19 protein-coding genes, 17 tRNA genes and 1 rRNA gene are annotated in these 26,127 nt (G+C 46.9%); 29 read left to right on the plus strand and 8 right to left on the minus strand.

All coding sequences use genetic code 11. The features are described from left to right. The first annotated feature begins 115 nt into the window (after window positions 1–115). The 19 genes from rrf (at window position 116) to PAHA3_RS23615 (ending at window position 2,679) form a co-directional block, all read left to right on the plus strand. Window positions 116–232: ribosomal RNA gene (gene rrf, locus PAHA3_RS23525) — 5S ribosomal RNA — on the plus strand. Between the two features lie 57 nt (window positions 233–289). Then, window positions 290–363: transfer RNA gene (locus tag PAHA3_RS23530), tRNA-Ile, on the plus strand. Window positions 364–398: 35 nt separating this feature from the next. Next, window positions 399–474: transfer RNA gene (locus PAHA3_RS23535), tRNA-Ala, on the plus strand. Window position 475: 1 nt separating this feature from the next. After that, window positions 476–551: transfer RNA gene (locus PAHA3_RS23540), tRNA-Asn, on the plus strand. Window positions 552–554: 3 nt separating this feature from the next. Beyond that, window positions 555–646, plus strand: a tRNA-Ser gene (locus tag PAHA3_RS23545). A gap of 17 nt (window positions 647–663) precedes the next feature. After that, window positions 664–735 (plus strand) — tRNA-Glu (locus PAHA3_RS23550). A 6-nt stretch (window positions 736–741) separates the two neighbouring features. Continuing rightward, window positions 742–817: transfer RNA gene (locus PAHA3_RS23555), tRNA-Val, on the plus strand. A gap of 17 nt (window positions 818–834) precedes the next feature. After that, a tRNA-Met gene (locus PAHA3_RS23560) sits at window positions 835–908 on the plus strand. Between the two features lie 25 nt (window positions 909–933). Continuing rightward, window positions 934–1,011 (plus strand) — tRNA-Asp (locus tag PAHA3_RS23565). Between the two features lie 23 nt (window positions 1,012–1,034). Then, a tRNA-Thr gene (locus PAHA3_RS23570) sits at window positions 1,035–1,110 on the plus strand. A 97-nt stretch (window positions 1,111–1,207) separates the two neighbouring features. After that, window positions 1,208–1,283 (plus strand) — tRNA-His (locus PAHA3_RS23575). An 11-nt stretch (window positions 1,284–1,294) separates the two neighbouring features. Next, a tRNA-Gln gene (locus PAHA3_RS23580) sits at window positions 1,295–1,369 on the plus strand. A gap of 9 nt (window positions 1,370–1,378) precedes the next feature. Beyond that, window positions 1,379–1,454 (plus strand) — tRNA-Lys (locus PAHA3_RS23585). Window positions 1,455–1,463: 9 nt separating this feature from the next. Beyond that, window positions 1,464–1,551, plus strand: a tRNA-Leu gene (locus PAHA3_RS23590). 8 nt (window positions 1,552–1,559) lie between these two features. Then, window positions 1,560–1,634: transfer RNA gene (locus PAHA3_RS23595), tRNA-Gly, on the plus strand. Window positions 1,635–1,640: 6 nt separating this feature from the next. Further along, a tRNA-Arg gene (locus PAHA3_RS23600) sits at window positions 1,641–1,717 on the plus strand. A 16-nt stretch (window positions 1,718–1,733) separates the two neighbouring features. Beyond that, a tRNA-Pro gene (locus tag PAHA3_RS23605) sits at window positions 1,734–1,807 on the plus strand. A gap of 13 nt (window positions 1,808–1,820) precedes the next feature. Continuing rightward, window positions 1,821–1,891: transfer RNA gene (locus PAHA3_RS23610), tRNA-Gly, on the plus strand. Between the two features lie 182 nt (window positions 1,892–2,073). Then, a complete protein-coding gene (locus PAHA3_RS23615) occupies window positions 2,074–2,679 on the plus strand; it encodes a short chain dehydrogenase (RefSeq protein WP_062837128.1) in 606 nt (201 codons plus the stop codon). Between the two features lie 224 nt (window positions 2,680–2,903). Here PAHA3_RS23615 and PAHA3_RS23620 read toward each other — a convergent pair whose 3' ends face one another. After that, window positions 2,904–3,950, minus strand: a complete 1,047-nt coding sequence (locus PAHA3_RS23620) for an ABC transporter substrate-binding protein (RefSeq protein WP_062837129.1) — start codon at window positions 3,948–3,950, stop codon at window positions 2,904–2,906. Between the two features lie 97 nt (window positions 3,951–4,047). Beyond that, entirely contained in the window at window positions 4,048–5,730 is a 1,683-nt protein-coding gene (locus tag PAHA3_RS23625; RefSeq protein WP_062837130.1) for a helix-turn-helix domain-containing protein, read from the minus strand. A gap of 147 nt (window positions 5,731–5,877) precedes the next feature. Between PAHA3_RS23625 and PAHA3_RS23630 the strand changes: the two genes are divergently transcribed. After that, window positions 5,878–6,303 carry a hypothetical protein gene (locus tag PAHA3_RS23630; RefSeq protein WP_062837131.1) on the plus strand — a complete coding sequence of 142 codons (426 nt, stop codon included), beginning with the start codon at window positions 5,878–5,880 and terminating at the stop codon, window positions 6,301–6,303. A gap of 251 nt (window positions 6,304–6,554) precedes the next feature. Here the strand turns inward: PAHA3_RS23630 and PAHA3_RS23635 are convergent, their stop codons facing one another. After that, the gene (locus PAHA3_RS23635; RefSeq protein WP_062837132.1) at window positions 6,555–7,415 is read right to left on the minus strand and encodes a hypothetical protein; all 861 of its coding nucleotides are present in this window, start codon (window positions 7,413–7,415) and stop codon (window positions 6,555–6,557) included. Window positions 7,416–7,561: 146 nt separating this feature from the next. After that, a complete protein-coding gene (locus PAHA3_RS23640) occupies window positions 7,562–8,470 on the minus strand; it encodes a LysR family transcriptional regulator (RefSeq protein WP_082762976.1) in 909 nt (302 codons plus the stop codon). 356 nt (window positions 8,471–8,826) lie between these two features. Between PAHA3_RS23640 and PAHA3_RS23645 the strand changes: the two genes are divergently transcribed. From PAHA3_RS23645 to PAHA3_RS30980, 4 genes are all read left to right on the plus strand, one after another. After that, the gene (locus tag PAHA3_RS23645) at window positions 8,827–9,843 is read left to right on the plus strand and encodes an ABC transporter ATP-binding protein (RefSeq protein ID WP_062837347.1); all 1,017 of its coding nucleotides are present in this window, start codon (window positions 8,827–8,829) and stop codon (window positions 9,841–9,843) included. 70 nt (window positions 9,844–9,913) lie between these two features. Further along, window positions 9,914–10,987 (plus strand): ABC transporter substrate-binding protein, encoded by a 1,074-nt coding sequence (locus PAHA3_RS23650; protein ID WP_062837133.1) that lies wholly within the window; start codon window positions 9,914–9,916, stop codon window positions 10,985–10,987. An 88-nt stretch (window positions 10,988–11,075) separates the two neighbouring features. After that, window positions 11,076–12,746, plus strand: a complete 1,671-nt coding sequence (locus tag PAHA3_RS23655) for an ABC transporter permease (protein WP_062837348.1) — start codon at window positions 11,076–11,078, stop codon at window positions 12,744–12,746. Continuing rightward, window positions 12,743–14,323, plus strand: a complete 1,581-nt coding sequence (locus PAHA3_RS30980) for an MBL fold metallo-hydrolase (RefSeq protein WP_062837134.1) — start codon at window positions 12,743–12,745, stop codon at window positions 14,321–14,323. Before PAHA3_RS23655 ends, PAHA3_RS30980 begins: the two co-directional genes overlap by 4 nt. Window positions 14,324–14,399: 76 nt before the next feature. On the opposite strand, the gene PAHA3_RS23665 is transcribed toward PAHA3_RS30980, so the two are convergent. From PAHA3_RS23665 to PAHA3_RS23675, 3 genes are all read right to left on the minus strand, one after another. Further along, window positions 14,400–14,921 (minus strand): GerMN domain-containing protein, encoded by a 522-nt coding sequence (locus PAHA3_RS23665; protein WP_167350940.1) that lies wholly within the window; start codon window positions 14,919–14,921, stop codon window positions 14,400–14,402. Window positions 14,922–14,994: 73 nt separating this feature from the next. After that, window positions 14,995–16,407: an N-acetylmuramoyl-L-alanine amidase family protein gene (locus tag PAHA3_RS23670; protein WP_062837136.1), complete on the minus strand. Its 1,413-nt coding sequence runs from the start codon at window positions 16,405–16,407 to the stop codon at window positions 14,995–14,997. A 152-nt stretch (window positions 16,408–16,559) separates the two neighbouring features. Then, the gene (locus PAHA3_RS23675) at window positions 16,560–17,960 is read right to left on the minus strand and encodes a serine hydrolase (RefSeq protein ID WP_062837137.1); all 1,401 of its coding nucleotides are present in this window, start codon (window positions 17,958–17,960) and stop codon (window positions 16,560–16,562) included. Window positions 17,961–18,227: 267 nt separating this feature from the next. On the opposite strand from PAHA3_RS23675, the gene PAHA3_RS23680 reads away from it, so the two are divergent. Continuing rightward, window positions 18,228–20,201 (plus strand): methyl-accepting chemotaxis protein, encoded by a 1,974-nt coding sequence (locus PAHA3_RS23680; RefSeq protein WP_062837138.1) that lies wholly within the window; start codon window positions 18,228–18,230, stop codon window positions 20,199–20,201. A gap of 275 nt (window positions 20,202–20,476) precedes the next feature. After that, the gene (locus PAHA3_RS23685) at window positions 20,477–21,673 is read left to right on the plus strand and encodes a DUF2087 domain-containing protein (protein WP_062837139.1); all 1,197 of its coding nucleotides are present in this window, start codon (window positions 20,477–20,479) and stop codon (window positions 21,671–21,673) included. 195 nt (window positions 21,674–21,868) lie between these two features. On the opposite strand, the gene PAHA3_RS23690 is transcribed toward PAHA3_RS23685, so the two are convergent. Beyond that, complete coding sequence (locus tag PAHA3_RS23690; RefSeq protein WP_062837140.1) at window positions 21,869–23,869, minus strand: methyl-accepting chemotaxis protein; 2,001 nt, start codon at window positions 23,867–23,869, stop codon at window positions 21,869–21,871. 404 nt (window positions 23,870–24,273) lie between these two features. Here PAHA3_RS23690 and PAHA3_RS23695 point away from each other — a divergent pair, with 404 nt between their 5' ends. The 3 genes from PAHA3_RS23695 to PAHA3_RS23705 all read left to right on the plus strand — a co-directional run bounded on the left by PAHA3_RS23695 (window position 24,274) and on the right by PAHA3_RS23705 (window position 26,121). Beyond that, window positions 24,274–24,948 carry an AzlC family ABC transporter permease gene (locus PAHA3_RS23695; RefSeq protein WP_062837349.1) on the plus strand — a complete coding sequence of 225 codons (675 nt, stop codon included), beginning with the start codon at window positions 24,274–24,276 and terminating at the stop codon, window positions 24,946–24,948. Then, a complete protein-coding gene (locus PAHA3_RS23700; RefSeq protein WP_062837141.1) occupies window positions 24,939–25,268 on the plus strand; it encodes an AzlD domain-containing protein in 330 nt (109 codons plus the stop codon). The genes PAHA3_RS23695 and PAHA3_RS23700 overlap by 10 nt, the downstream gene beginning before the upstream one ends. Window positions 25,269–25,464: 196 nt before the next feature. Next, entirely contained in the window at window positions 25,465–26,121 is a 657-nt protein-coding gene (locus PAHA3_RS23705; protein WP_062837142.1) for an SGNH/GDSL hydrolase family protein, read from the plus strand. Window positions 26,122–26,127: the final 6 nt, after the last annotated feature.

A 26,127-nucleotide genomic window follows, 5' to 3' on the forward strand; every position in this document is an offset into this window, starting at 1 on the left:
AGCTGACCAGTACTAATCGGTCGAGGGCTTATCCAAATATGCAAGTTCTGATTGCGTAAGTTTCGTTTCGAATCTAGTTTTCAGAGAACAACAACTCTGAAATGTAAGCACCGCGTTTGGTGGCGATGGCGGAGGGGTTCCACACGTACCCATCCCGAACACGACCGTTAAGCCCTCTAGCGCCGATGGTACTTGGACCGCAGGGTCCTGGGAGAGTAGGACGCCGCCAAGCGATTTCCCTTTGGGGTATTTTTTTTGCCCCCCTTGCCAAGGAATAAGGGATATATAAGGGCCCTTAGCTCAGTTGGTTAGAGCGCACCTCTGATAAGGGTGAGGCCGGTGGTTCGAGTCCACCAGGGCCCATAGCAAGACCACAACAATGAAATATACCAGTGTATGGGGCCATAGCTCAGCTGGGAGAGCGCCTGCCTTGCAAGCAGGAGGTCAGCGGTTCGATCCCGCTTGGCTCCACCATTCCCTGATAGCTCAGTTGGTAGAGCACTCGACTGTTAATCGAGTTGTCACAGGTTCGAGTCCTGTTCGGGGAGCCATATGGAGAGGTGTCCGAGCTGGCCGAAGGAGCACGATTGGAAATCGTGTAGGCGTCACAAGCGTCTCGAGGGTTCGAATCCCTCTCTCTCCGCCAGATAATTTTTTTAGCAAGGCCCGTTGGTCAAGGGGTTAAGACACCTCCCTTTCACGGAGGTAACAGGGGTTCGAATCCCCTACGGGTCATAATATGGAGGCTTAGCTCAGCTGGGAGAGCATCTGCCTTACAAGCAGAGGGTCGGGGGTTCGATCCCCTCAGCCTCCACCATATAACTTTTATAACGACGCGGGGTGGAGCAGCCCGGTAGCTCGTCGGGCTCATAACCCGAAGGCCGCAGGTTCAAATCCTGCCCCCGCAATTAACTTTCCTTGAGAAAGTATTATGGAACCGTGGTGTAGTTGGCCTAACATGCCTGCCTGTCACGCAGGAGATCGCGGGTTCGAATCCCGTCGGTTCCGCCATTTTTTAATTAAATATACACCGTGCCGGTGTAGCTCAACTGGTAGAGCAACTGACTTGTAATCAGTAGGTTGGGGGTTCAAGTCCTCTCGCCGGCACCATTTTTAGTAATTACATCTGAATTTGTGATAGAATGTATATTATAGATGAAGTTGCTAATACTAAGATACTCTTAGTGGATGAATGGCTTACTCTATGGCGATCGTGGCGAAGTGGTTAACGCACCGGTTTGTGGATCCGGCATTCGGGGGTTCAATTCCCCTCGGTCGCCCCATGATTTTTTAATGGGGATTAGCCAAGCGGTAAGGCAACGGACTTTGACTCCGTCATGCATAGGTTCAAATCCTATATCCCCAGCCATTTCATTATGAGTCATTAGCTCAGTTGGTAGAGCACCTGACTTTTAATCAGGGTGTCGAAGGTTCGAGCCCTTCATGACTCACCATTATATTTTGCGGTCGTGGCGGAATTGGCAGACGCGCACGGTTCAGGTCCGTGTGGGCTAACCCCCCGTGGAGGTTCGAGTCCTCTCGACCGCACCATATGTTTTGCGGAAGTGGCTCAGCGGTAGAGCATCGCCTTGCCAAGGCGAGGGTCGCGGGTTCGATTCCCGTCTTCCGCTCCAATATTTGCGCCCTTAGCTCAGCTGGATAGAGCGTTTGACTACGAATCAAAAGGCCGGGAGTTCGAATCTCTCAGGGCGCGCCATTATTTTCATAAGTATCGGGATGTAGCTCAGCTTGGTAGAGCACCTGGTTTGGGACCAGGGGGTCGCATGTTCAAATCGTGTCATCCCGATTTTTTTTATTTTGCGGGTGTAGTTCAATGGTAGAACTTTAGCCTTCCAAGCTAATAGCGTGGGTTCGATTCCCATCACCCGCTTCCTAGTAACATACAGAAAAGTCTTTGCTTATAGCAAGGGCTTTTTTTGTGCGTTAAAAAGAATAAGTGTATTCCTTTCAAAATAGGGTCAATTGTCATTTGATTAAGGATGGAATCTTTGTTTAAATAAACAGAACAATTCTTATCTGATTAACCGTATTTATAAAGGAGGACAAATAGTAATGAAAAGAGCTCTGGTCATTGGCGGAAATGGAACACTAGGTAAAGCTGTTGTTGCGAAGCTGAGAGATCATTCCATTGAGGTTATTACAGCGGGTAGACAATCTGGGGATGTTCAGGTGGATATGACGTCGACAGAGAGTATTACTTCTCTCTTTGAGACGGTGATTAACATTGATTACGTCATTGTTGCGGCAGGCCAGGCCCATTATGCGAAACTGGAAGAACTGACACCTGAGAACAATAGGATTAGTGTGCAGGGAAAACTGCTTGGACAGGTTAATATCGTGTTGATTGGTCAGCACTATATTAACGACAAGGGGAGTTTCACGCTAGTCAGTGGCATTATACAAGACCACCCTATTGAGAAGGGGGCATCAAGCGCTATGGTCAATGGGGCTATTGATTCGTTTGCCAGAGCGGCAGCGTTTGAGTTACCAAGAGGTATTCGTTTGAATTCAGTTAGTCCTAATCTGTTTGTAGAGTCGGCGGAAAAATATAAGGATTTCTTTATTGGATTTAATCCCGTACCTGTAGAGCGGGTTGCCAATACGTTCATCCAGAGTGCACTTGGGATTGAAACAGCCCAAAATTTTAAAATATATTAAAAGTCGGACAGTTATATATGATATTGATGATTACCTATCTCTAATTAATTGTAGGATGAGAAGGGTGTACATGAAGTGCTTTTAAATGTTAAGCATGTAGAATGATTTTTCTTGAAACAGGACTGAGTGAAGCCATTTGGAGTATAAAATATAAAGGAGATCCACCGAAAATCCGGTGAATCTCCTTTTGTTTGCTGTGGATGAAACAGACGGTATGTTTGCTATTATAGAGCAGGTAGTCCAAGAACTTCGAGCATTTCATTACGTTTGAGCGATTCGGCAATGGGGCCGTCAATGAGCCATTTCTTTGCATTGAGGACATAGACATGACCATTTTGAACAGCGGGTAGGCTTTTCCACACTTGGAGTTGTTGGATTTCGTTGAGTTCATCTTTTGTTTTTTGCAACGCTTCAGCTGACCCATCTGAGCTAATGGACACGATAAACAGATAGTCTGCTTTGATTTCAGGCAAAAGCTCAACCGAGATACTGGCATTCATCCGTTCCGGATTCTCTGCCTCTAGTTTGCTAACGAGAGCATCGGGAGTGAATCCAATTTCATAACCCGCTCCTACATAACTGGAAGCCGGGAATGGCGTGGATGGAATGGACGAGAAGAACAAACGCATATCTTTCTCTTCCAGGCGAAGGAATGCAGCTGTAGGTTTGGTCTGGTTGATATCGGCTGCGAGCTTCTGAGCTTCAGTTACTTGATCTTTATTTTTTTGTAAAAGCTGTTCAGCCCGCTCTTCAATATCCAGTGCAGTAGCTACCTGCACGATAGATTCCTGCCAATTACGGCGATCATAAGTGATCGTTGGGGCGATCTTCTCGAGTTGTTCGAGAATCTTGGCATCCAAACTGGCATTGGCAATAATGAGGTCCGGATTAGCGTTGACTACAGCTTCAAAATTGACACTTTCATTAATGGGTTCGACAGCCACGCCTTGAGCTTCAAGTTGCTCGTTCAGGTAGTCTTGTCGGCCAATAGGTGTAGCGAGTACCAGTGGTACCTCCAAGGAGAGGAGAATGTCCTCCATATTAATGGACACAATCCGTTCAGGATGTGCCGGGATTTCTTTGCTGCCACTGGCGCTCTCTACGGTCTTAGTAGCTGATTCAGCGGATGAGTCACCATCTGTCTCCGCAGCTGATTTCACGCCATCTGCAGATGGCTGCGAAGTGCTTGTAGGTGTCTGTCCACACGCAACAAGTAACATCGCGAGTATGAACAGTATCCCCGTTATTTTGACAAAATGCTGTTTGTACATCATAATCCCCCTGTATTTCTAATGATATTGATTCTCAGTACACTTTATATTGTAGCGTTCTCATGTTGGGGGAGACATAGCCTTCTGTGCTATCCAGTCATGGATTAATGTGCTGAGTGCCACCAAAAAGTTTGATGGTCTCATCAATAATTTGATCATGGGCATACGGTGAATAATCCAACCAAGGCATTTCATCTAGCAGATATACATGCTGTTTTTGCACGGGTTTCAAATGTTGCCATAGCTGAGTATGTTGGAGTTTATGCCAACGCTGCTGGGATTCCGAGTCTTGGTCCACAATCAGTAACATGCGATCTCCAACCATTTGAGGCAACTCCTGTTCATCCAATGCACGATAGACTTGCCCTGGAAGCAGATCGTGTGAAGGTGAAACACCGAGATCGTTATATAGAACAGCACCCCCATTACGTCGCCCGTAGATTAACAGATGACCCATCATGATATGAATGATGGAGACCGTATCCTTACCGATTAGATGACTAAGCTGCTCTTTGGCATGGGTTACTTTGTCATCATACTGCTCCAACCATTGCTGAGCTTCCTGTTGCTGTCCCACAATGGAGGCAACTTGTACGAAATGTTCCCGCCAGTTCAAACCTTTCCATGGGATAACGATGGTAGGTGCAATTCGTTGCAGTGTTCTTTTTAACGTCTGGGCTTCGTACTCATTACAGAGTATGAGGTCTGGGCTCGCTTGCATCAACAACTCAACATTGGTTTGCCAGATACGAGGATTCATGCGTTTGCTACGTCCCAGATGATAAGGAATATTCGAAAAAAACAGATTCCTGTGTTGATCCCGTCGGTTATCAATCAGTGCCGCATGGGGGATAATCTGCAATGCTAGCAGGTGGCCAGTCGTTCCGAAAGAAAGAGCAGCGATTTTATTGCGTTTCTGTCGTTGATAGGTAGAGGGAGACACACCAACATATTTTTTGAATTTGCGGCTAAAGTAAAACTCGTCCTGAAAACCAACCTTTGAGGCGATATGTTTGATGGTTTGGCCGGGGACGAGCAGCATCTCTTTGGCCCGGTCCATACGGATGCTATTCACGTATTCCATGGGACTGATGCCAGTACGGTTTTTGAATACCCGCGAATAGTGCCATACACTCATGCCTGCCACTCCGGCAAGAACTTCCCGAGAAAGATGCTCAGCATATCCAAGTTCAATAAGTTCAAGCGTTTGATCCAAAGCAGAGGTGTGCTCCGAATCCCCTAATGCACTCTCTTTGGGAGGAGCATACACATGGGTCAACAATTCATGCATCAAAGTCTGAATACGAAATGGACGATTTTCTTGAGGTACAGAGATGCATTCATGGAGCTGGGAGGCAATTCTGGTACATTCCTGAAAGAGTTCACGCGGTAATTCATCAGCGTAAGACGAACGAAGTAACCCTTTTTGGTATACCTCTATTACAGTAGATCCAGAAGTGGTTTTGTTCATATCTGAAATGGGCTTTAACAGATCAAAATATATCGCGAGTCCCTGTAAAGGATGAACTTCATCCGTTGTATATTCTATCGCTGTTCCTGGCAGGATTAGATAAATCTTGCCAAGTGTGGCATGATTTTGCCTATGCCCAATACGGATAGTGGCTTCACCGCCAGTACAGATGAGCAGAAGATGTGAGTCTGTTAATACGAATGGGGGAAGAAAAGACGCTTGATCTAGAACTTCGGATGTCTTGAATCTTGCATATAGGTCACGGGTATGGTCACCGTTAGATATCAGTGGAAAGACTTGCAAAGTCACCAGAATCCCTCCTTAACTTGCAATAGTAACATTACATATGATGTATTTGAGAATAATTATCAATTATCGCATATTGTCATACAAATAAGAAGTCCATATGATAATATGAAATGATATACAGAAGAGAAAGAGAAGGGGGTATATAGAATGTGGTTTTTACTTGGTTTTATTATCTTAGTTTCGATATTTGGTATTCGAACGACGAGTCGATCCAATAAATTAAAACAGCAGTTCGGATCAAGGTTACATGCAGTAGGGATTCATCAGTCAGGGCTTCCACAAGTTGCGGAAGGCAGGCGGGTGGATGTGCTGATAGGTAATGGAAACTTTTATATTCAAAGTGGTCAGCAAACGTTTGAACTCTCATTAAGAAAAATCGGGAGTGCAGGATATCCAAATAGAACAGGTAGCTCAAACTCGAGAAATTACCTCGTAATACACTATGAGATGAATGGTAGGGTACGTCCAATAGTATTAAGATTTATGAAGCCTGCGCACGCTAAAGCATTTCTATGGGAAATCGAGGGTCAGCTATTCACGCGAAACTCAAGTGATGGAATTATAAGACTTTAGAAATTTTGAGCATTGAACCGCGTAACTCTCCACTAAAAATTGAATTGATATAGGTTACCGAGCTGGAAAATAGCCAATACATAGTTCCCATCATCCAAACTGTTGAGCGAATAACCGGTAAAATCTCAACCGATGTTAATCGTAGAATTACTTAAATAACAGATCATTTAATTCACTACGCAAAAAAAGACAAGCTCCTCTCCTACGATGTCTGCAGGAAGAGGAACTTGTCTTTATAGTTAGAGCAGCGATTAATATCTTTCCAGAATCGTCTGTGTCTTCAAGCCATCGGCAGGAATCAGCCAGTTGTTGTTCTCCAGCAATTGCAGCAGTTGGGTACGCAGTCCGGATACGGCTACAGCATCATCGGTTTTGAAAGAAACCTCTACGATATTCTCAATACCTGTACCTGCTGCGTTGCGGATTGGCCATACTTCGAGTGTAAGTTCTTGACCATTCCATGTACCTTCATAACGTTGGAATGTGATCGGACCATATGCACGGGATTGCGTAAGTTGTTGTTTGCCCCAGTTGGAGGAAGTCCAGTTTTTCAATTTGCCCGGGAGCTTGTCCAGTAACATGTTCAAGGCTTCTTGCTCCGAAGGAAGTTGAACACCTGTTGCTTTGGTATCGACTTTTTTGGTGTTGGAGAAGCTCAAGGTTTGTTTGCCATATCCCCAATCAATCTCAGCCTCGTAATTATCATCCGATTTGTCGAATCCTTCTTGGTTAGCCAGAGTCAGCGCTGCGTTGATATCGCCATTGATCACAGGGTAGCGTTTTTTATAAGTCAATTCGTAGTTATTCTTGTCATCCTTTTTGCGAAAACGAACGTTCCATCCTTGTTGATCCAATCCGAGAGCATTGGTGTCAAAGTACTCTACGTTAATGTTTCTTGGCGTGGAACTCAGGCCGAGTGTCTGAATCACTTCACTGCGTGGTGTCCCATCTGTATTCAATACAAGTTCCGGCTTGGCCAGAAACTTTACTTCATAAGCAGGAACGGCATTGGCAGCAGCTGAAGCCTGGGGTGCTCCCACAAATGTCATTCCACTTCCCAATGTTACGATGCTCAGCATCAATGAGGCAGTTACCTTTTTCCACTTTTTCAAAACCAATCACTCTCCTAATCTGGATTAACGTACAGACTCACTTTATCGCCCGAATATATGAAAGCGATTAAAGGGAAGCGCACATTGCGTTAACCCTGCATAGATTTGATGAATGGCAAACGATAGTTTATAGCGGATCAGGGCGATCAGCCATGGAAAATGGGGAAGCCGTGACTCACCTCTCGCAGCACTTCTTTGAAGCGGTTTAACTGAACTGAAGGGTGGCGGTCCTTGTTATGTACCGTATAGATATGGCGCGGCGCTTGCTCTCCGGGAATGGGAAGAACTTGAATGAGCCCCTGCTGTTCCTCCCACTGTACCGCCATCCGAGACATGAATGAGACATGCCCCCCGAGTAACACGAGCTGTTTGATCGCTTCCAGGGAATCCATCTCCACCGTGCTCCGCAAACGAATGTCATGTTGCGCAAGCCATTGGTTGGTTAACCGACGCGTACTGGATTCATTGCCATGTAAGGCAAAAGGAATCTGTGCGATATGATCGGGCGTTAATGCATCCTTCTGGGCCAAACCATGATGCGGAGAGCAGATTAATACCAAGTCATCTTCACACAGCGTTTCAGCTTGCAGAGCAGGTCCGACAAATGGCTCGGAAGAGATCACACCCAGATCAATCTGATGCCGAATTAACATCTCGCGAATAACAGGTGATGGTTTGACGGATAAGACGATACGAATGCCCGGGAATTCCTGAGAAAAGGTGTTGAGCATGGCGGGCAACAGATATGTAGCTGGTACATAGCTTGCCCCAATGTGCAGGGTGCCCCGATAGAGGCTGTCATATTCCTTCACTACCCGCCTTGCCTCTTGGGTCAAAGCATTGATTTTAACGGAATAATGGAGCAGAGCCTGTCCGGCTTCGGTTAGAAAAGTCTTTCCACTGCGCGATTCAAATAATCGAACACCCATCTCTTCCTCTAATGACTTCATATGAAATGTAACGGTAGGTTGTTTGATCCCCAGTAACTCGGCCACGCTTGTCATGTGATGATGCTTATCGATCAGCTCAACAATTTGCAATTTGATCAGATTCAATGTTCCAACACTCCTTTCACTTCTACTATATAAATTGAACTAAAGGTTATTTACACAGACACTACGATGACAGAACAACCTTCCAATCGCTGTTATCCCCAGATTTTTTGATTCCCTTTCTCAAGGGAAAATCCGGTGATAAAGGCGAACGCTCCGCTTTTTCAGGTTTCTTCTGTCCTCGCCGTTATCGTGCAAATGATTAGTTCACCTACTATAGATTTAATCTATGAACATCAACAGAATTCATCTAAAAAGTTAATTCCAATTTTACATACAAGACATACAACTCGCGAAAGCGGACGTTAGACTGAGAACAGTGCAAGAGATCAAGTTACAGAAGACAGGCAGGGATGCTTATGAAATTAGAGATGACAGGAATTCAAAAATCATTTAATCAAACACCCGCACTGCTGCCGACAGATCTAACGCTTGAACATGGAAAGTTCACGACACTGCTCGGCCCATCGGGCTGTGGCAAAACAACACTGCTCCGTATGTTGGCCGGGCTGGAACAGCCGGACGCGGGGGAGATTCGTGCAGATGGTCAGTGTATCTACTCTGCGGCGAAGCGGATTGATATACCAACACACAAGCGTAATCTGGGCATGGTGTTTCAGGATTTTGCATTATGGCCGCATATGACCGTATACGAAAATGTAGCGTTTGGCCTAAAGGCCGGAAAACAGAAATCAGATCTGCGGCAAAAAGTGAACGAAGCACTTGGTATGGTTCGCCTGCAAGGCATGGAAGATCGATATCCTCATCAGCTGTCTGGTGGACAGCAGCAACGGGTTGCTTTTGCCAGAGCTGTTGCGGTCAGACCTGGTGTGATCCTGTTCGATGAGCCACTGAGTGCACTGGATGCTGTACTCCGGGAAGAGATGCGGATTGAGATGATGTCACTGGTTCGGGACATGGGATTGACTGCGCTGTACGTCACACATGATCAGATCGAGGCAATGTCGATGTCGGATGAGATTGTGGTGATGCAGAAGGGGCGGATCTTGCAAAAGGGCAGCCCGGAAACGATCTACTCGGCACCAAGTGATCCGTATGTCGCTTCGTTTATCGGAAAGTCCAACTGGCTCACGCCTAATCAATCGATGGTGCGTCCAGAGCATGCCACCTGGAACAAAACAGGTCATGATGATCTGTGTTATCCGGGGACGGTACTTAGTGTCAGCTATGTAGGTGAGCGTTATGAAGTACGAGTGCAGATGGAAGGGCTGGGCGTATGGACAGCCTATATGAACCAAAGAGTGCGCCTAGGGGAGCGGGTTCAGCTTTATGTTGCTCCCGAGCGGATATGCCGAATGGATGGTTATGACCACCCGAGTATGAAGCAAAACGAAGCGATCGCAGTGGCATATTAAATTGTTGAATGAGCACGCAGTTGGAAGCAGGAGTACACATTTTATTAGAAACCAGGGGAGATGGACGAATATGTTGGGTATGAAAACACGGAAAAAGAGTGCAATGCTGTTATTAACTGCGGTAATGAGTATCAGTTTGTTCGGATGTAGTACGGGCAACACAACTACAAGCAACGCGGCACAACCCGCGGGTGAAGGAAACACAGCAGCAGCTGCGGAAACAACGAAACCGGCTGGCGGCAAGCTTGTCTTGTACAGTGCTGGTCCACAGAAGCTGGCGGATAACATCGTGAGTGGATTTACGGACAAAACGGGGATTGAAGTCGAGATGTTCCAGGGAACGACAGGCAAAATTCTGGCTCGTATGGAAGCAGAGAAATCCAATCCGGTGGCAGACGTTGTAATCCTGGCCTCTTTACCATCAGCACAGGCTCTGAAAGCCGATGGACTGACTATGCCATACCCGGACGCAGCGAATGCAGACAAGCTGAACAAGGATTGGTCGGATGCAGAGGGCAACTACTTCAGCAGCAGCGCATCCGCACTGGGTATTGTATATAACACCAAACTGGTATCTACACCACCAACAAGTTGGGCAGAGCTTGCTACGCCTGCGTGGAAAGATGCAGTGAACATTCCCGACCCTACATTATCAGGTTCAGCACTCGACTTCATCACAGGATACCTGAGTGCGATTGGTGAAAAAGGATGGGATCTGCTGAGTGCCTATAAAGCCAATGGTGTAGCGATGGCGGGCGCCAATCAGGAAGCACTTGATCCGGTCATTACGGGTGCTAAAAGCATCGTAGCAGCAGGTGTGGATTACATGGCGTATTCCTCCAAAGCAAAAGGTGAACCCCTGGATATCGTATATCCTGAGGAAGGCACGGTAATCAGCCCAAGACCGGCAGCGATTCTGAAATCCAGTCCGAATGTAGAGAATGCCAAAGCATTCATTGACTACCTGTTGTCCGATGAAGCACAGAAGCTCGTTGCAGATGCTTATCTGATCCCAGGCCGCGAAGACATTGAAGCGACTAACCGTGCCAATGTGAAGGATATTCCACAACTTAAAGTGGACTGGAACTGGATGAGCGAGAATGGCGAAGAGACAGCGGCGCGTTTTTCGGAGACTTTTAAATAAGAAGAACAAGTATAGAAACAATTAGGCAAAAGGAATACCTGCTGTCTGTGGAAAGTCATGTGAGGTGAACGTAGTGAAACCTGTTGGAATGGACAACAACCGAATTTTTCGGAGAGTGGGCGTGATTCTGGCCCTCTTTCTGCTGACCATAAGCATTGGCGTGCCGCTCTTGCTGATCTTCTGGCAAAGTGTGTATCCAGACGGACAATGGGACTGGATGGCCCCAATTCGCACGATTACGGGTCATCATCTATCAGGTGTGCTGCTGAACTCCGTCTGGCTTGGCATCTGCGTTGTAGCGGTAACCACACTGCTGGCGCTGCCGCTGGCCTGGATGATGGCGAAGACCCGGATGGGCGAGCATCGCTGGGTCGATGTGATCCTGATGATTCCGTTCATGACCCCGCCGTATATCGGCTCGATGGGCTGGATTCTGTTTATGCAAAAAGGGGGATATCTGCAGCAATGGGTACCATCATCTGCAGGCTGGAGTGAGTTGTTCTTCAGCTTCTGGGGCATGGTGCTCATCATGAGCTTGCATCTGTTCCCATTCCTGTATCTACTGCTTCGGGATGCATTGATTCGCATCGGTGGCAATCTGGAAGAAGCGGGAGCCGTGCACGGTGCACGTGCGGGGTATCGTTTCAGACGCATTATTCTACCCCTGTTGTTGTCGTCTTACGGCATGGGCATCATGCTGGTCTTTGTCAAAACGATTGCGGAATTCGGAACACCGGCGACCTTTGGACGCAAGATTGGCTTTTATGTCATGACCTCCGAGATCCATAAGTACATCTCCAGTTGGCCGATTGACTTCGGTAAGGCGACTTCGCTGGCATCGGTGCTGCTGTCCGTCTGTCTGGTGATGTGGTATATGCAGTCTGCCATGAGTCGCAAGTTCACGTATCGTCTGGTTGGTGGCAAAGGGCAACGTTCGAAGCGATATTCTCTTCGTGGCGGAGCAGGATGGTTGTGTGGGGCGTATCTTGCGATTCTGTTGATCCTGTCGATAGGTATCCCGTATTTCTCCATCATAGCCGCTTCGACCATGAAGTTACGGGGATCAGGAATTGCTTTTGATAATCTGACCTTGGATCATTACAAGGAACTGTTATCTTGGGGATCGGTGAGCATGAAGGCCATCGGGAACAGTCTCGGGCTATCCCTTGCGGCTTCAACGGTCGCTGTTATTATCGGTACGGGGTTTGCACTCGCGATCGGCAGATCATCTTCATTCATGCAGCGTGTGATTGACTTATTCAGTCTGTTGCCTAATACGGTGCCGGGTATCGTGATGGTGGTGGGTCTGATTCTCTTCTGGAACTCACCTTGGATGCCAGTCACGTTGTATAACACCTACGGCATGGTTGTTCTCACGTACGTTGTTCTCTTCTTGCCTTACACGGTGCAGTATGTAAAATCGAGCTTTACCCAGATTGACGGAACATTGTTCCAGGCTGGGCAAGTATTTGGCGGGAAGCCGCTGTATATTCTGCGGCGAATTCTGATCCCGCTAATCCTACCCGGCATGCTGGCCGGCTGGATGATGACCTTTACGATTGCTACCCGTGAGTTGGTAGGTTCGTTGTTGATTCTTCCGCCGTCGATGCAGACGTCGGCCACGTATATTTTTGCCCAGTTTGAACAAGGTCAGGTATCACTGGGAATGGCGATGGCCGTTGTGACTGTAGGTATGACGGTGCTGATGCTGCTGGGAATCGAACTGCTGAATTCAAAGAGAAAGTGGAATGCATCATGATCAAACTGAACGTATGGGGCGGTGCAGGGGAACACGGACGTTCCGCCTATCTCCTGAGCGGGAGCAATGTTCGCCTATTGCTGGATTGTGGTGTGAAAAAAGAAGGCACGGGCCAGTATCCGCTGATTGAACCAGAGATTGTCCCGCAACTGGATGCGGTGTTTTTGTCCCACGCCCATGAGGATCATTCGGTCGCCATCCCTTTGCTGTATAAGATGGGCTACCAGGGTGAAGTGTGGACGACGAGAGAGACGAGGGCGCAGCTGCGTACGTATTTTGCCAACTGGCGTAGGTTTGTAGAGCGTATGGGCGAAGAACTTCCTTATGATGAAGCAGACGAGCAGGCTATTCGTTATCGGTATCTGGAGGATGAGGTCGTATCCCTAACTTGGTTCGAACCCATTCCTGAAGTAAAAGTGATGTGGGGCCGGAGTGGACATCTGGCTGGATCGGTGTGGTTTGGGGTTGAAATGGAAGGTAAGCGGATTTTTTATTCCGGGGACTACACTTCCGAGTCGATGCTTTTACAGGCGGATTGCCCAGCGGAGGCGTTCTCACAGGCAAACATGATTCGTGAAAATCTGTTATTTGATACTCCGAGCAGTGAACGGTGGGATGCGGAGGAACTAATCGCTATAAACAGTGGGCAAAAGGCTGGAGAATTGATAGCGTCACAGGATCGGATATCTGTTGCATCAGAGGCGTCGCCAAGAACACTTGTATCCACGGAGACACTCATGAAGCAGGAGAATTTCACATCTAACGGAGCAGATGGAGCAGGCAGAGCAAACCTAACAGACGTAGCAGAAGTATCTTCTGTCGGGCTGGTGGATCTGGCGATCGTTGATGCGGCCTATGGTACGGACCAAGATACACAGGCTGACAAACTGGAACAGCTCGAACGGGCCATTCGCCAGACAATTGCTCGATGCGGAAAGGTGCTCTTACCCATGCCTGTCGTAGGGCGTGGACAGGAGATCCTACTGTGGGCACAGCAACAATTCCCGACTGTTCCAATCGTAGTGGAGCAAGGGCTGGTGGACGGTATGAAGCAGCTTATGCATGTTCCATACTGGTTGAGGGAGCAGGGAGCGCATGTCACTGGAAGTCCGTTACAAGACGAAATAGATTTCTTTCTGACTGGACGAGGATGGGATCTGCCTACGACCACTCTAGAGCGGGAACAACTGTTGAATCAACATGCTGCTTCGCTATGGTTCATTCCGGACGGCATGATGCAGTCCTCGCTTGCCCGCTGGTATTATAGCCAATTATCAGACAGCGAGGAGAACCTAATTCTGCTCACCGGGCATGTTGCTCATGGTACATTTGCTGACAAGCTGCTACAGGTTCCTGACAACTATGGAGCATGTGAGGTGCGGAAAATACGCTATAAAGTGCATCAGGGCTGGAAGGATGTTGAGCGGATGATGCTTGGAATTCCAGCAAGGCATACGGTCCTTGTGCATGCTGAACGAGCAGAGACGGACAGATTAAAAGAAGGTTTACTCAAGAATAGCCCATCACCGGGAACAGTGATACATTCACTGTCTGCTGGTGACGAGCTATATGTGTGAATTGTGCATGAATCGAATTAATGCGTCAGATTGGAACGTCCCTGGGGACGTTCTTTTTCCATTGAATTGTTATAATTTAAGGTTCGCGATGAATGGGGTGCTCCAGTTCAGCATGACCCATCAAACTATCAACGGCTTCACCGTCCACCAGTATATCCAGGCTATTTACTTCATCAAATTGAAACATCGTTGTGGTTAAAGCTTCCAATGCGAGCAGTTCTCCACTGGTACCGAGGTTGGCTTCAGCGGGGATATGAACATCCAAAGTTACCGTACCCTCAGCATATTGGACAGAGAGCAATTCAACCTGTTCCCAAAGGGAAACAAGCTCTGAATCAGTGTTCGTTTGCAGAGCTGTAAATGTTTTTTTATATTTTTCGGAGTCATCCTTGTACTCAATTTCCTGCTCTGTTTTCTCAAGCTCCAGTACCTGAGAGTCTGCCAAGTAAACGTCGACGACTTGTGTATTCATTTTGTCCAGATCCACCTCCGGTTCGGATGGGTTTGGTGACTGCGCCTGTCCCCCCTGTACAGCAGGTTCATTCGATCCGGATTCACTCACTGGCTTCTGGGCACATCCGACTCCGATAAGGATCAAACATGATAATATAAGTGCACAACCTATCTTCTTATTCAAAGAATCACTTCCTTCATCTAATGTATTTAATGATTTATAGGCCCAAATACTCCTTGATTCCGTCGGCTATCGCTTGAGCCGCTTTCATCTGAACAACTTCAGATGACATCAGTTCTTCATCGAGCACATTACTCAGGAATCCCACTTCCAAAAGCACGGCAGGCATGGTCGTGTCTCGGATCACTTCCAAGTTGCCATTTTTCACACCACGGTCTCTGAGCCCCATGGCTTTCACTAAACGTTGATGAATAATAGTAGCTAATTCCTTGCTGTTACTGCGTTGATAATAGTATGTCTCCGTACCTGTCGCCTGAGGTGCAGACTTCACGCTATTGCCATGGATGGATACAAATACATCCGCATTTAATTGATTGGCGAGCTGAACACGCTCAGGGCGGGTTGGATAAGTATCACCCTCACGAGTCATCACCAATTCGATATTTGGCTCATTGAGCAACAGGGCTTGTACTTTGTGAGCCAATGCCAGATTGTAGTCCTTTTCGGGTTTTTTAGTAATACTGATCGTCCCTGGATCACTGCCACCGTGTCCTGGATCGATCACAACGACCTTGCGTCCTGAATCACCTATTGGAGTTACAGGAGTAGGTGCGACGTTGTCTCCTGCAACATTTAGGTCAATAATCATTTTATCGGCAATGACGTTCTGGCTATACTGGATATCCTTCACATGATTCAATTCTACAACAATTCGAACTTGCGCCGGATCTCGTTTGAACAGCGAGTATCTCACTTCCGTCACATTGGGATAACCGCTCACGTCCAGCTTGCCATTGAATCCCTGATCCAGCGGTTGGGACAGATCTCCAAAGGTGGCCCCGGGCAAGTCCACAACCAGACGATCAGGATACTTGAGGGTCGTTATTACCGGCTGAACGGCCCGATCGGTGGATAAAACGAGCTGATTATTGGTAAATTGGATATCGGTAACCTGAGCGTCAGATATGGAGTCCCCTTTTCCAGAAATGTTGCCTGGGTCGATAGCAGGTTCCTTACTAGTGTTCGTTAAGTATACGATCTTGTCTTGATTGTTCCATCTTACCTTAAGCCCCATTTGTTCACTGACAAATCGAATGGGCACCACCAGCGTTTTGTTCAAAATTTGCGGTGCTGTGTTTAAGGTGACTTGCTTGTCGGCAACCATGGCTTGCTTTTGATCCACGGTTAGCGAAATCGTCTGTTGATCTTGCTGGATTTTTACAGTGCGTGCTTGCTGGTTCCAATCGACTTTGAATTTCAAATTTTCGGCAACAACACGAATCGGGATCATCACGTTTTTATTGATAATCGTCACCTGTACATCACTTGGGAGGACTAATTCCTCTCCATCCATAACGATTTTCGACGTGCTTGCAGCGGCATTTCCCTGAGTAGGGAGCAAAACGAGTAAGAACAGGCTCAAAAACAGTAGTAAAATGGTTTTCTTCATTATGCACCTCGACTAGTATTAGATCTTTTTTTAATTCCAGAATATACCTACATAATATAAACGGTAAAATTGTAAAAATGTTTCTTTTTAACTAAATAAAAGAGACGATCCTGCTGAAGGATCGCCTCTTATTGCTTTTTATGAAAATAAAATTATTGCAATTGCAGTGCTTTAGCTGTTTTTGCCTCAACTTCATCCAAAAGTGAAGTCATGTCCATACCTGCATGATTGCCGAGCAGGATAATGGTGATATCATCGGACAGATTACGTGAAAAGGCTGTAGCAAACCCGCCACCACTACCGTTGTGGAAGACGGTACGGTTCGTGCCGTTCTCTTTCAGAATCCAGGCGTAGCCATAGTTTTTATCAGAGTAAGGTTCATACATTTGTTCAATCGTATCCTGGCTTAGAATCTGGTCCGTATACAAGGCACGATCCCATTTGAGCATATCGTCCACCGTGGAATAGATGGTTCCTGATCCGGATTGAGATACATAGTAAGGAGCAGTTACCCATGCGTTATTTTGTTGAACAAAACCACTAATGGTATGCACTTTACGGGAGGCCTCTCCCGAATTTTTCATGCCAAGTGGCTTCAGTATCGTCTGCTGCACGTAATCGGCATAACTCATGCCGGATACCTGTTCAACGACGTAAGCGAGCAGAACATACCCGCTGTTGCTGTACAGATAAGCACTCCCTGGTTCAAACTTCAGCGTTTTGTGGCGAATCTCCTCTACAGTCTCTTCCATAGAAGTTCCTTCACCCCGACCGAATGCGGATGGCAGACCTGAGGTCTGAGATAAGAGCATATGCAGCGTGATCTGATCTCCCTTCGGTATACCGGAGATGTACTTGGATATTGGATCTTGCACATCAACCTTTCCTTCTTCCGCCAGACTAAGAATGGAAGCGGCCGTGAAGGATTTGCTCAGCGATGCGATTCGAGTCTTCTGATCCGGACGATTCAGTGTCTGTTCGTCGGCAAGTCCGTAGCCTTGCTTTAGAAGTACTTCACCATCACGGGCAATCAGAGCCATGCCCGGATAGTTGATCTCGCGCAGATACGTATCTACGCTGGCAACTTCGCTCTTCAGCAGGCTGACTTGATCGGTTACCATATTCACACTCATCTGACCTGTAGCTGTACGTTGGACCTTGATATCGGCCTTAATTGCATTAGCCATTGCCCGAACAGGTACCATCAACGTACCGTTAACCGTACGTGAATTCACACCTGTCGCCAGATCAACCTGGTTTACCTTAATGAAATTGCTGCCAGCCTGATGGACCAGCTTGTCTCTGCCAACGGTAATGGTAGCCGTCTTGGTGCGATTATCCCATTTCAATGTGCCTTTAACCGATGTGACCACATCCCGCAGTGGAACAAACGTTGAACCTTTGATGATAAGTGGTGCGTTCTTCCAGGATTGTTGCTCACCATTCACTTCAATGTGAACTGCTTGCGTCGTCTGCGCTGCAGATGCCGTGGTACCAGCTTGTCCCAGAATCGGGCCTGCGCACAGGATGAGCGCTAACAGAATGCGGAACATGGATGAATATACAGTGGAAATGCGTTGCCTTTCATTTAACTTGCGTAAGATTTGAATCCTCTCCTTCCAATCGTTTCATGAATAGCCAGCTTATGAGCATTGTAAACGATCTCGCTAAGAGGGTCAAAACGAAAAGTAGGATAAGGTGAATCCATCCAACCTGACCGAAAAGATTAAATTTATTCTAATTTAGTATCTATACATAATATTTTTACAGGAATTGTCCGATAAAAGGATGGGTGAAGATTATGATGGGGGATAGTTAAAATGAAGAAAAGGATTCGAAATTGGTTTACTTTAACCGTAAAAAAACGCCTGATTGCTGCATTGCTCCTGTTCCTGGTAGTACCGAGCATTACCGTGGGATGGTTGTCTTATCAAAAAGCTGCTGACCAGGTTAAGCTGGAAATTATTCGTTCCGCACAGGCCAAAACAGAAATGCTTAGTCTGCAGATAAATCAAATGCTGGAAATGGAGAAGGATAACGCAGCACAGATGGCCGCGGGTATTACTTCAAACGATATTATTAATCAGTCCCCTGCGCTTCAAAGGCAAATGGACCGGATGTCCCAGAATCATAAGGAACTGGGTGTGCTTACCGCAGGTGCCGAAGATGGTAGCTGGATGAAATCCCCTGAATCCGAGGAACAGAATTATGATCCTCGAGAACGTTCATGGTATAAGATGGGTATGTCCCAGGATGAACCGGTAATCTCAGATACGTTCCAATCGGCTTCGACGGGCGAATGGGTTGTGACCGCAGCAGCCAAACTGGCTGATGGTAAAGGGGTATTCGGGGCCAATGTCAGTCTCAATCATCTGAAAGAATCTGTTGATCAGATACGTATTGGTAAAGAAGGAAAACTGTACATGCTGGATAACGGGGGTAAATTCCTGTTCCACTACAATATTGAATCCGGCACACAGTCGGATGAAAGCTATATTAATGAGATGTATACGCAAGAAAGTGGGACCGTGAAGTATACATATGATGGTCACGAAGTGGAAGCTGTGTATTTTACTAATCCGGTGACGGGTTGGAAGATTGTTGGTGAGATGGTTCCTTCGGAAGCAACGGAAGCCGTAATGCCTATTTTGATCCGTGCAATTACAATTGTGGCATCTGCATTGGTTATTGGGTTGATTCTGCTTATTTTCATTATCCGCAGCATTCACCGACCACTACTTCAATTAACGCAGGCAGCATCCAAAGTAAGCGCCGGGGATCTCACCGTTCGGGTTGGTTTGCAGCGCAAGGATGAGTTCGGACAGCTTGGAGAAAGCTTTGACACGATGACGACTTCACTGCGTAGTGTGCTTGGAGAGGTACATGATACGTCTAGCCAGTTGGCAGCATCTTCTGAAGAGTTGATGGCAAGTTCCGAGCAGACATCCAAAGCCACAGAACAGGTAGCTGAACTGATGCAGGATGCAGCTGCGGGAACGACTTTGCAGAACAACAGTCTTGCTGCTACTGGCCAACTCGTGGGTGAAATGTCCATTGGAGTGAAAGAAATCTCATCAAGTGCTGAAGATACTGCTCGTATCGCTCTTGATGCATCCACCAAGTCGGAAGCGGGTATGGTTACAGTAGAAGAAGCGGTTACCCATATTCAGCAGGTGAATGATGAGAGCAAAGCCATGTCTGTGGTCATTGAAGATTTGCGCGCGAAAAATGAAGAGATTCTTGTGATCGTGGCCGAGATTACGGCCATTGCCAAGCAGACGAACATTCTCGCTTTGAATGCATCTATTGAAGCTTCAAGAGCTGGTGAGCAAGGGCGTGGATTCGCGGTTGTAGCCAACGAAGTGAAGACACTGGCTCACAGTTCAGGCGCTTCAGCCGAGCGGATTAATGAACTTATGCATGAGATGCAGGAGAAAACCAATGCGGTGCAATCGACCTTTGCCCGTACAGGAGAAGGTATGGTCAAGAGTTCGCAGATGGTTACGGAAGCGGGCGAAGCCTTCCAGACTATTCGTACTGCTGTACAGTTGGTTGCTGCACAAGCTGGAGAAGTATCCGCTGCTTCCCGTCAAATTGATGGAGGCATGGGTCATATCAACAAGGCAGTAAATGATACGATGGTTCTGTCAGACAGGATTGCTTCTGGAACGGAAGATGGATCAGCGGCTGCTCAAGAGCAGTTGGCTACAATGGAAGAGGTAGCAGCATCCTCGGCGGCATTGTCACGTATGGCTGAAGATCTGCAAAGCATGATTGAACGATTTAAGTTGTAACAGGCATTGAAATGAGACAATGAGTCATGAAGAATACTTAAGGAAGGCGCTGAAATGCTCTTTCTGCAATGAGACTGCAGGGTTGCGACCCTGTGGTCTTTTTTCTATTGAACAAGGGGTATCCGGTATGTCTTCGAACAGAACATTCCTTTCAGTTATATTGACATAAACTAAACAAAATTATATTATGTCTATAAATAAACAAACAAAAATATAAATAATTTGATTGATATTCGGTTGAAATGAACATAACAATAATAAAAAGGAGCTTTTACATGAAATCATCGGAATCCTGGTTGCAAACCGCTTCGTTGGAAGAGGTCAAGCGTGGTTATATGGAGGAAGGTCCTGCCTATATATGTGTCTGCTGCGGATACAGGACGGAAGCGGGGATTATCTACCCTGAAGAAGGGGTGCTCTATGAGGCAGCTCGCTATATGCGTGTTCATATCGAGAAAGCTCATGGATCGGTATTTGAGTATTTGCTGGAGCTGGATAAAAGCGTAACCGGATTGTCTGATGTGCAACGGGGCTTGCTGGCCCAATTCTATGAAGGTAAGAAGGATGCTGAAGTACAGAAGGCCCTTGGCATCGGGAGTGCTTCCACAATCCGGAATCATCGGTTTGTATTGAAGGAGAAGGAACGGCAGGCCAAGATATTTCTGGCATTAATGGAGCTTCTCAAGAGTAAGGATATCCAAGCTCCGGCTGAGTGGGTATCACCTGTGACAAGGCATGGACATACGATCCATCGTGACTCATTTGATATTACAGAACAGGATCGGGAGAAGGTGCTGAACAAGTATTTTCCAGAGGGTACCAGTGGTCCATTGACGACGTTTCATATGCAGCAAAAGCATAAATATATCGTGCTCACTGAGATAGCCAAACGATTCGAGACAGAGCGCAAATATTCCGAGAAACGGGTCAACGAGCTGCTGAAGGAAGTTCATGATGATTACGTGGAAATACGGAGGTATCTCATCGACTATGGTTTGCTGGAACGTGAGCCAGACGGCAGTCAGTATTGGCTGGGAAGCCATGCAGATCAACAGAGCCACGGAGATGGAAAACAGGAACGCAAAGAAAAGGGGGAGCAGGAGAAGATGAATCGTCGCAAAGAATTGCAGGAACAGGCCAAAGAAGTTAAAACGGAAGCGGGTATCTACCAGATTCGGAATGAACGTAACGGTAAAGTCTATATCGACAGCACACTTAACCTGAAAACCATTAACGGACAACGGTTTATGCTACAGATGGGTAGCCATCTGAATCGAAGATTGCAGGCTGAATGGAATGAATATGGAGAGACTGCCTTTGTAATCGAGGTGCTGGAGACATTGAAGCAAGACGATAATCCCTATTACGATCCCAAAGATGCGTTGGCTAAATGTCTGAATCGCTGGTTTGAACAGTTAGAGCCTTATGGAGATCAAGGGTATCACGGAGATAAAAAGCAATCTGCTGAATAGGCGGGACATGTTCCTCACTAAAATGCTTGACCTTTTATAACCCAAAGCCCCTTTGCCAATATGATGGCAAGGGGGCTTTGGGTGTTACAGACTACTTATTATTATATAAGTTGAACTAATCTTTTACACGATAACAGCGATCGGAAGGTTGTTCTGTCATCGTAGTGTCAGTGTAAACAATCTTTGGTTCAACGATTACAGCTTGAATTGTTCCACCAGCTTCTGCAGCTTGTGAGCCAGATGTGCTAGCGAGTCAGCAGAGGATGATATCTCCTGCATGGAAGCAACCTGCTCCTCCGTAGCTGCAGAGATGTTCTCTGTTCCGTCCGCATTGGTTTCGGATATGGTGTGGATCTGGTCAATGGATTGTACCACTTCGGCTGTACTTGCAGACATCTGTTGTGAGGCTGCTGCAATGTTCTCAAGCTGATGATTGACGACACCCACAGCCTGGCTAATCTGGGCAAAAGCTTCATCTGCAAACTGAACGGCGCGAATGCCATTGCTTACATCCTGTTGCCCGATCTGTACATTGTGATTGGCCATTGAAATCTCCTGTTGAATCGCTCCAACCATCTCTACAATCTTCTGGCCGGAAAGGCTGGATTGCTCCGCGAGCTTGCGGACTTCGCTGGCAACAACGGAGAAGCCGCGTCCATGCTCACCTGCACGTGCTGCTTCAATTGAAGCATTGAGTGCAAGCAGATTGGTCTGTGCAGCGATGTCTGTAATGACAGATACCATCTCACCAATGGATGTGGAATGCTGTTCAAGTCGTCCAGCAGTATCTGCCATACCTTGTACAAAGCGACTGACGGAATCCATCTCGGATACGGCCGTCTGCATGGTGGCATTCCCTTTATCCGCGAGTTCACTTGCTTGCATGGCAGCTTCAGATACTTGCTGCGTACTGTGCGTTACCTGTCCCACACCTCCGGCCAGCTCATTCATCTGTTGTGCCGTATGCTTGAGGCTACTTGCTTGTTTCTCAAGTCCAGCTGCGGATTCTTCCGTGATCAAGGCAACTTGCTCTGTTGCTTTGGTTGTCTCCGATGAGTTGACTGCCAATTGTGTTGAAGAAGCAGTTAACTCGTCAGCCGTGTGTCGCACGTCCTGAATGACGGTTCGCAAGGATTCGCTCATTTTATTGAAGCTGGTACTCAGCTTGCCGAATTCATCCTGCCCCAATACAGCAACCTCGATGGTCAGATTACCACCACTAATTTCGTCAGATGCCTTCACCAAGCGGTTCAGCGGTTTGGTGATGGACTGCACAATCCAGAAAATGATGATGGAGCTTACAGCGATTGCAATAGCTACAACGACAAGTGTGGTATAGAGGATTGGACGAACAGACGCGGTCACTTCACCACTGTCAATCACACCGACCACGGTCCAGCCCGTCGTTTCATTGGTGGCGAAAAAGGCATGTTCCTGATTTCCATTTAGTGTATAAGTCAGGCTTCCGTTCTTCTGTGCAAAAATATCATTATAGGGTTCCATGGTTCCTTCGGTCCCTGGTTTTTCGGTAGGATGTACAATGATTTTGTTGGCATTATCAATGATATAGACATAACCCTTCTCGCCAATCTTGGTGGAATTAACCGTCTTGGAGAGGGCTTCAAGCGACAGGCTGACAGAAACGACACCATGGCCATCCGCTGAGGTCTGGGCTACCGAAGCAACAACATTGCCGGTATTGCTTGATATGTAGGGTGTAATTACGGTAGGGACATCTTTGTTCTGCGTAGCAGCCTGATACCACGGGCGTTCGCGCGGGTCGTACCCTTCTTTGTTCACTGCAGTTACAGGGGAGTTAATATACACACCCTGATCGGTACCGATGGAGGCGAGTTCTACGTCATCATGGGTTTCCTTATACGCATCGAGCAAGGTACGTATGGTATCTGTTTCGTCACCCTGGTTGGGTCCGACATTGCCTGCGTCCAGCTGACTTGCTAGGAAATCAACATTTTTGCGTGTCGCACCAATGATTTGGTCAATAGTCTGGTTAAGTACGGTAACACTGCTGATTGCGTTCTCATACATTTTCTCTTCAACCTTAGCATCGGCTGTTTGGAACGAGATAATGCCCAGACTTATTGTTGGAATGAGTAGTACGATGGCAAATGACAAAATCAGTTTTTCTCTCATCTGCAGCGTTCTTTTGGCCCCTTGTTTACGAATCTTCTTCATACACATTCCCCCTCTGTGTAACCCATCCCTATGTCTGGTGGACAAGTCAATCTGGTAAAAGATAGTTCATTCCATCCTTTCCAGATGTTTCTGGTGCTATCGTATGACAAAATTCGAGTTTATTCAACAAGATTTATGAGTTTTACGAAAATATTTTTCGGTTTTGTAGGTATTTAGGATTACATCTGTTCTATAAAAAGTAATCTGTCTCTCCCTTAGTGCACATCTTGTGGTATATTTCTGAATTAATGCGAAGTGAAAAATGAACCTGAATGCATATATATCGATATATATCGGTTTATGGAGACCAAAATTGGAGAGGGGTTGTACCGGAGTTGGACCAAAGTACATTACAGATATCTGGACAGGAGAACACAGAAGAGGTCCAGGATCAGGCTACATTCATGCAGGGGGTCAAAGATTGTATCCCAACGCTGCTTGGCTATTTGAGTATTGGCTTTGCTGCGGGTGTCATTGAAATGACAGCAGGTCTGAGTCTGGCGGAAACGGCCTTGCTCAGCCTGATTTTATATGCAGGATCGGCTCAGTTCATTGCAGCAGGCATGCTCGCATCGAATGGATCAGCAGTAGCCATCATGTTCACCATATTTTTCGTGAATCTACGTCATTTGCTGCTCAGTGCAGCTGTATCACCGTATTTTCGTCATCTGACCCCACTTAAAAATATGTGGATTGGTTCACTGCTTACGGATGAGTCTTTCGGTGTGGCGATGACGCGTGCCATTGGCAGGGAAAGGCTAAGTGAACGCTGGATGCACGGTCTGAATATTACCGCATACCTAAACTGGTTCGTGGCTAATATGGCGGGAGCGTACTTTGGACGCTGGATTACCAACCCGGAACGACTGGGTCTGGATTATGCCCTGCCAGCGATGTTTATTGGACTGGTCGTACTCCAGTTGGTGCATCGTAAAAACAAAAAAATACACATTAATGTGGCTATTATCGCCGTTGTCTGTGTAATCTTCGCCAGCATGGCTTCACTTGGCAGCATGAGTGTCATTGTGGCTGCGGTCATTGCGGCAACGATGGGAGTGTTCATGGAACGATGGAAGTAAGATGGGATGTATTTTGGATTATTATGGGCTCGGCACTGTTAACATTTATTCCGCGTGTACTGCCACTGATGCTGTTCAGCAAGATACAGATTCCAATGTGGTTGTTACGATGGCTGGAGTATGTACCTGTAGCGGTCATGGCAGCGCTGATTGGTCAGGAACTGTTCATGTCGGACAACCAGTTAGTGCCGATTACGCACAATGCAGCTTTGTGGGCATCCCTGCCTACGATTGCAGTCGCCATCTGGACACGCAGTCTGCTCGGAACCGTATTGGTCGGTATTGTGGCTATGATGATTTTGCGATATTGGATCGGATAGTTGAACTAAAGAATACTTACACTAAACACTACGATGACAGAAGGTTGCTCTGTCATCGTAGTGTCAGTGTAAATATATGTAGTTCAACTTATATAGTGATGAAAACGCTATTTTCTATTGTGGCCGAAAGGGATAAAATGGAGACTGAGGTGTTCAGTGTTTCCATTTTGCACAAGAGGAAGGAACGATTTCAATCATGAGTACAAGTCCATCCGTTATATTGTTTCAAGGAGACTCGATTACAGATGGGGGAAGATCACGCAATGATGATCCGAATCATTTTCTCGGCCACGGGTATGCGTATCTAATCTCCAGCAAACTGGGTATGGAACTGGCGGGTAAGCAAAAGACGTTCTATAACAGAGGCATCAGCGGGGATCGGGCATCCGATCTGTATGCACGCTGGAATGAGGATACGATTAGTCTGAAACCGGATCTGATTAGCATCCTCATTGGGGTTAATGATGCCTGGCGCACGATGAATGGTGAACCTAGCGGGATTACGGATCGTTTTGGACGAGCTTATCGCCATTTGCTCGAAGAAACACGGGAAGTGATGCCCGATACGGGACTGGTTTTGCTGGAGCCATTTATTCTGAAAACTGGAGCGACTGTGGAGAAATGGGAAGCCTGGGAAGAGTATATCGGTCAATATCAGAAACTGGCCCAAGGTCTTGCTGAAGAATTCGGAGCGGTGTGGGTGCCATTACAGCAGACGTTTAATGATGCTCTGAAGCAGGTGGATGCAGCCTACTGGTTGTGGGATGGCGTACATCCAACCGCAGCAGGTCATGAGCTGATTGCACGCCAATGGTTGTCTGTTGTGCAAAAATCTCCACTTGCGATTGTGTAACCAAAA

It is taken from the genome of Paenibacillus amylolyticus (assembly GCF_001570725.1).
In the GTDB taxonomy this organism is placed as follows: domain Bacteria; phylum Bacillota; class Bacilli; order Paenibacillales; family Paenibacillaceae; genus Paenibacillus; species Paenibacillus amylolyticus_A.

What these genes read in the sequence shown, in the direction of transcription:
- PAHA3_RS23615 (WP_062837128.1), top strand. Translation starts at nt 2,074, where the DNA reads ATGAAAAGAGCTCTGGTCATTGGCGGAAATGGAACACTAGGTAAAGCT.
- PAHA3_RS23620 (WP_062837129.1), bottom strand. Translation starts at nt 3,950, where the DNA reads ATGTACAAACAGCATTTTGTCAAAATAACGGGGATACTGTTCATACTC.
- PAHA3_RS23630 (WP_062837131.1), top strand. Translation starts at nt 5,878, where the DNA reads ATGTGGTTTTTACTTGGTTTTATTATCTTAGTTTCGATATTTGGTATT.
- PAHA3_RS23645 (WP_062837347.1), top strand. Translation starts at nt 8,827, where the DNA reads ATGAAATTAGAGATGACAGGAATTCAAAAATCATTTAATCAAACACCC.
- PAHA3_RS23650 (WP_062837133.1), top strand. Translation starts at nt 9,914, where the DNA reads ATGTTGGGTATGAAAACACGGAAAAAGAGTGCAATGCTGTTATTAACT.
- PAHA3_RS23655 (WP_062837348.1), top strand. Translation starts at nt 11,076, where the DNA reads ATGGACAACAACCGAATTTTTCGGAGAGTGGGCGTGATTCTGGCCCTC.
- PAHA3_RS30980 (WP_062837134.1), top strand. Translation starts at nt 12,743, where the DNA reads ATGATCAAACTGAACGTATGGGGCGGTGCAGGGGAACACGGACGTTCC.
- PAHA3_RS23670 (WP_062837136.1), bottom strand. Translation starts at nt 16,407, where the DNA reads ATGAAGAAAACCATTTTACTACTGTTTTTGAGCCTGTTCTTACTCGTT.
- PAHA3_RS23675 (WP_062837137.1), bottom strand. Translation starts at nt 17,960, where the DNA reads ATGTTCCGCATTCTGTTAGCGCTCATCCTGTGCGCAGGCCCGATTCTG.
- PAHA3_RS23680 (WP_062837138.1), top strand. Translation starts at nt 18,228, where the DNA reads ATGAAGAAAAGGATTCGAAATTGGTTTACTTTAACCGTAAAAAAACGC.
- PAHA3_RS23685 (WP_062837139.1), top strand. Translation starts at nt 20,477, where the DNA reads ATGAAATCATCGGAATCCTGGTTGCAAACCGCTTCGTTGGAAGAGGTC.
- PAHA3_RS23690 (WP_062837140.1), bottom strand. Translation starts at nt 23,869, where the DNA reads ATGAAGAAGATTCGTAAACAAGGGGCCAAAAGAACGCTGCAGATGAGA.
- PAHA3_RS23695 (WP_062837349.1), top strand. Translation starts at nt 24,274, where the DNA reads ATGCAGGGGGTCAAAGATTGTATCCCAACGCTGCTTGGCTATTTGAGT.
- PAHA3_RS23700 (WP_062837141.1), top strand. Translation starts at nt 24,939, where the DNA reads ATGGAAGTAAGATGGGATGTATTTTGGATTATTATGGGCTCGGCACTG.
- PAHA3_RS23705 (WP_062837142.1), top strand. Translation starts at nt 25,465, where the DNA reads ATGAGTACAAGTCCATCCGTTATATTGTTTCAAGGAGACTCGATTACA.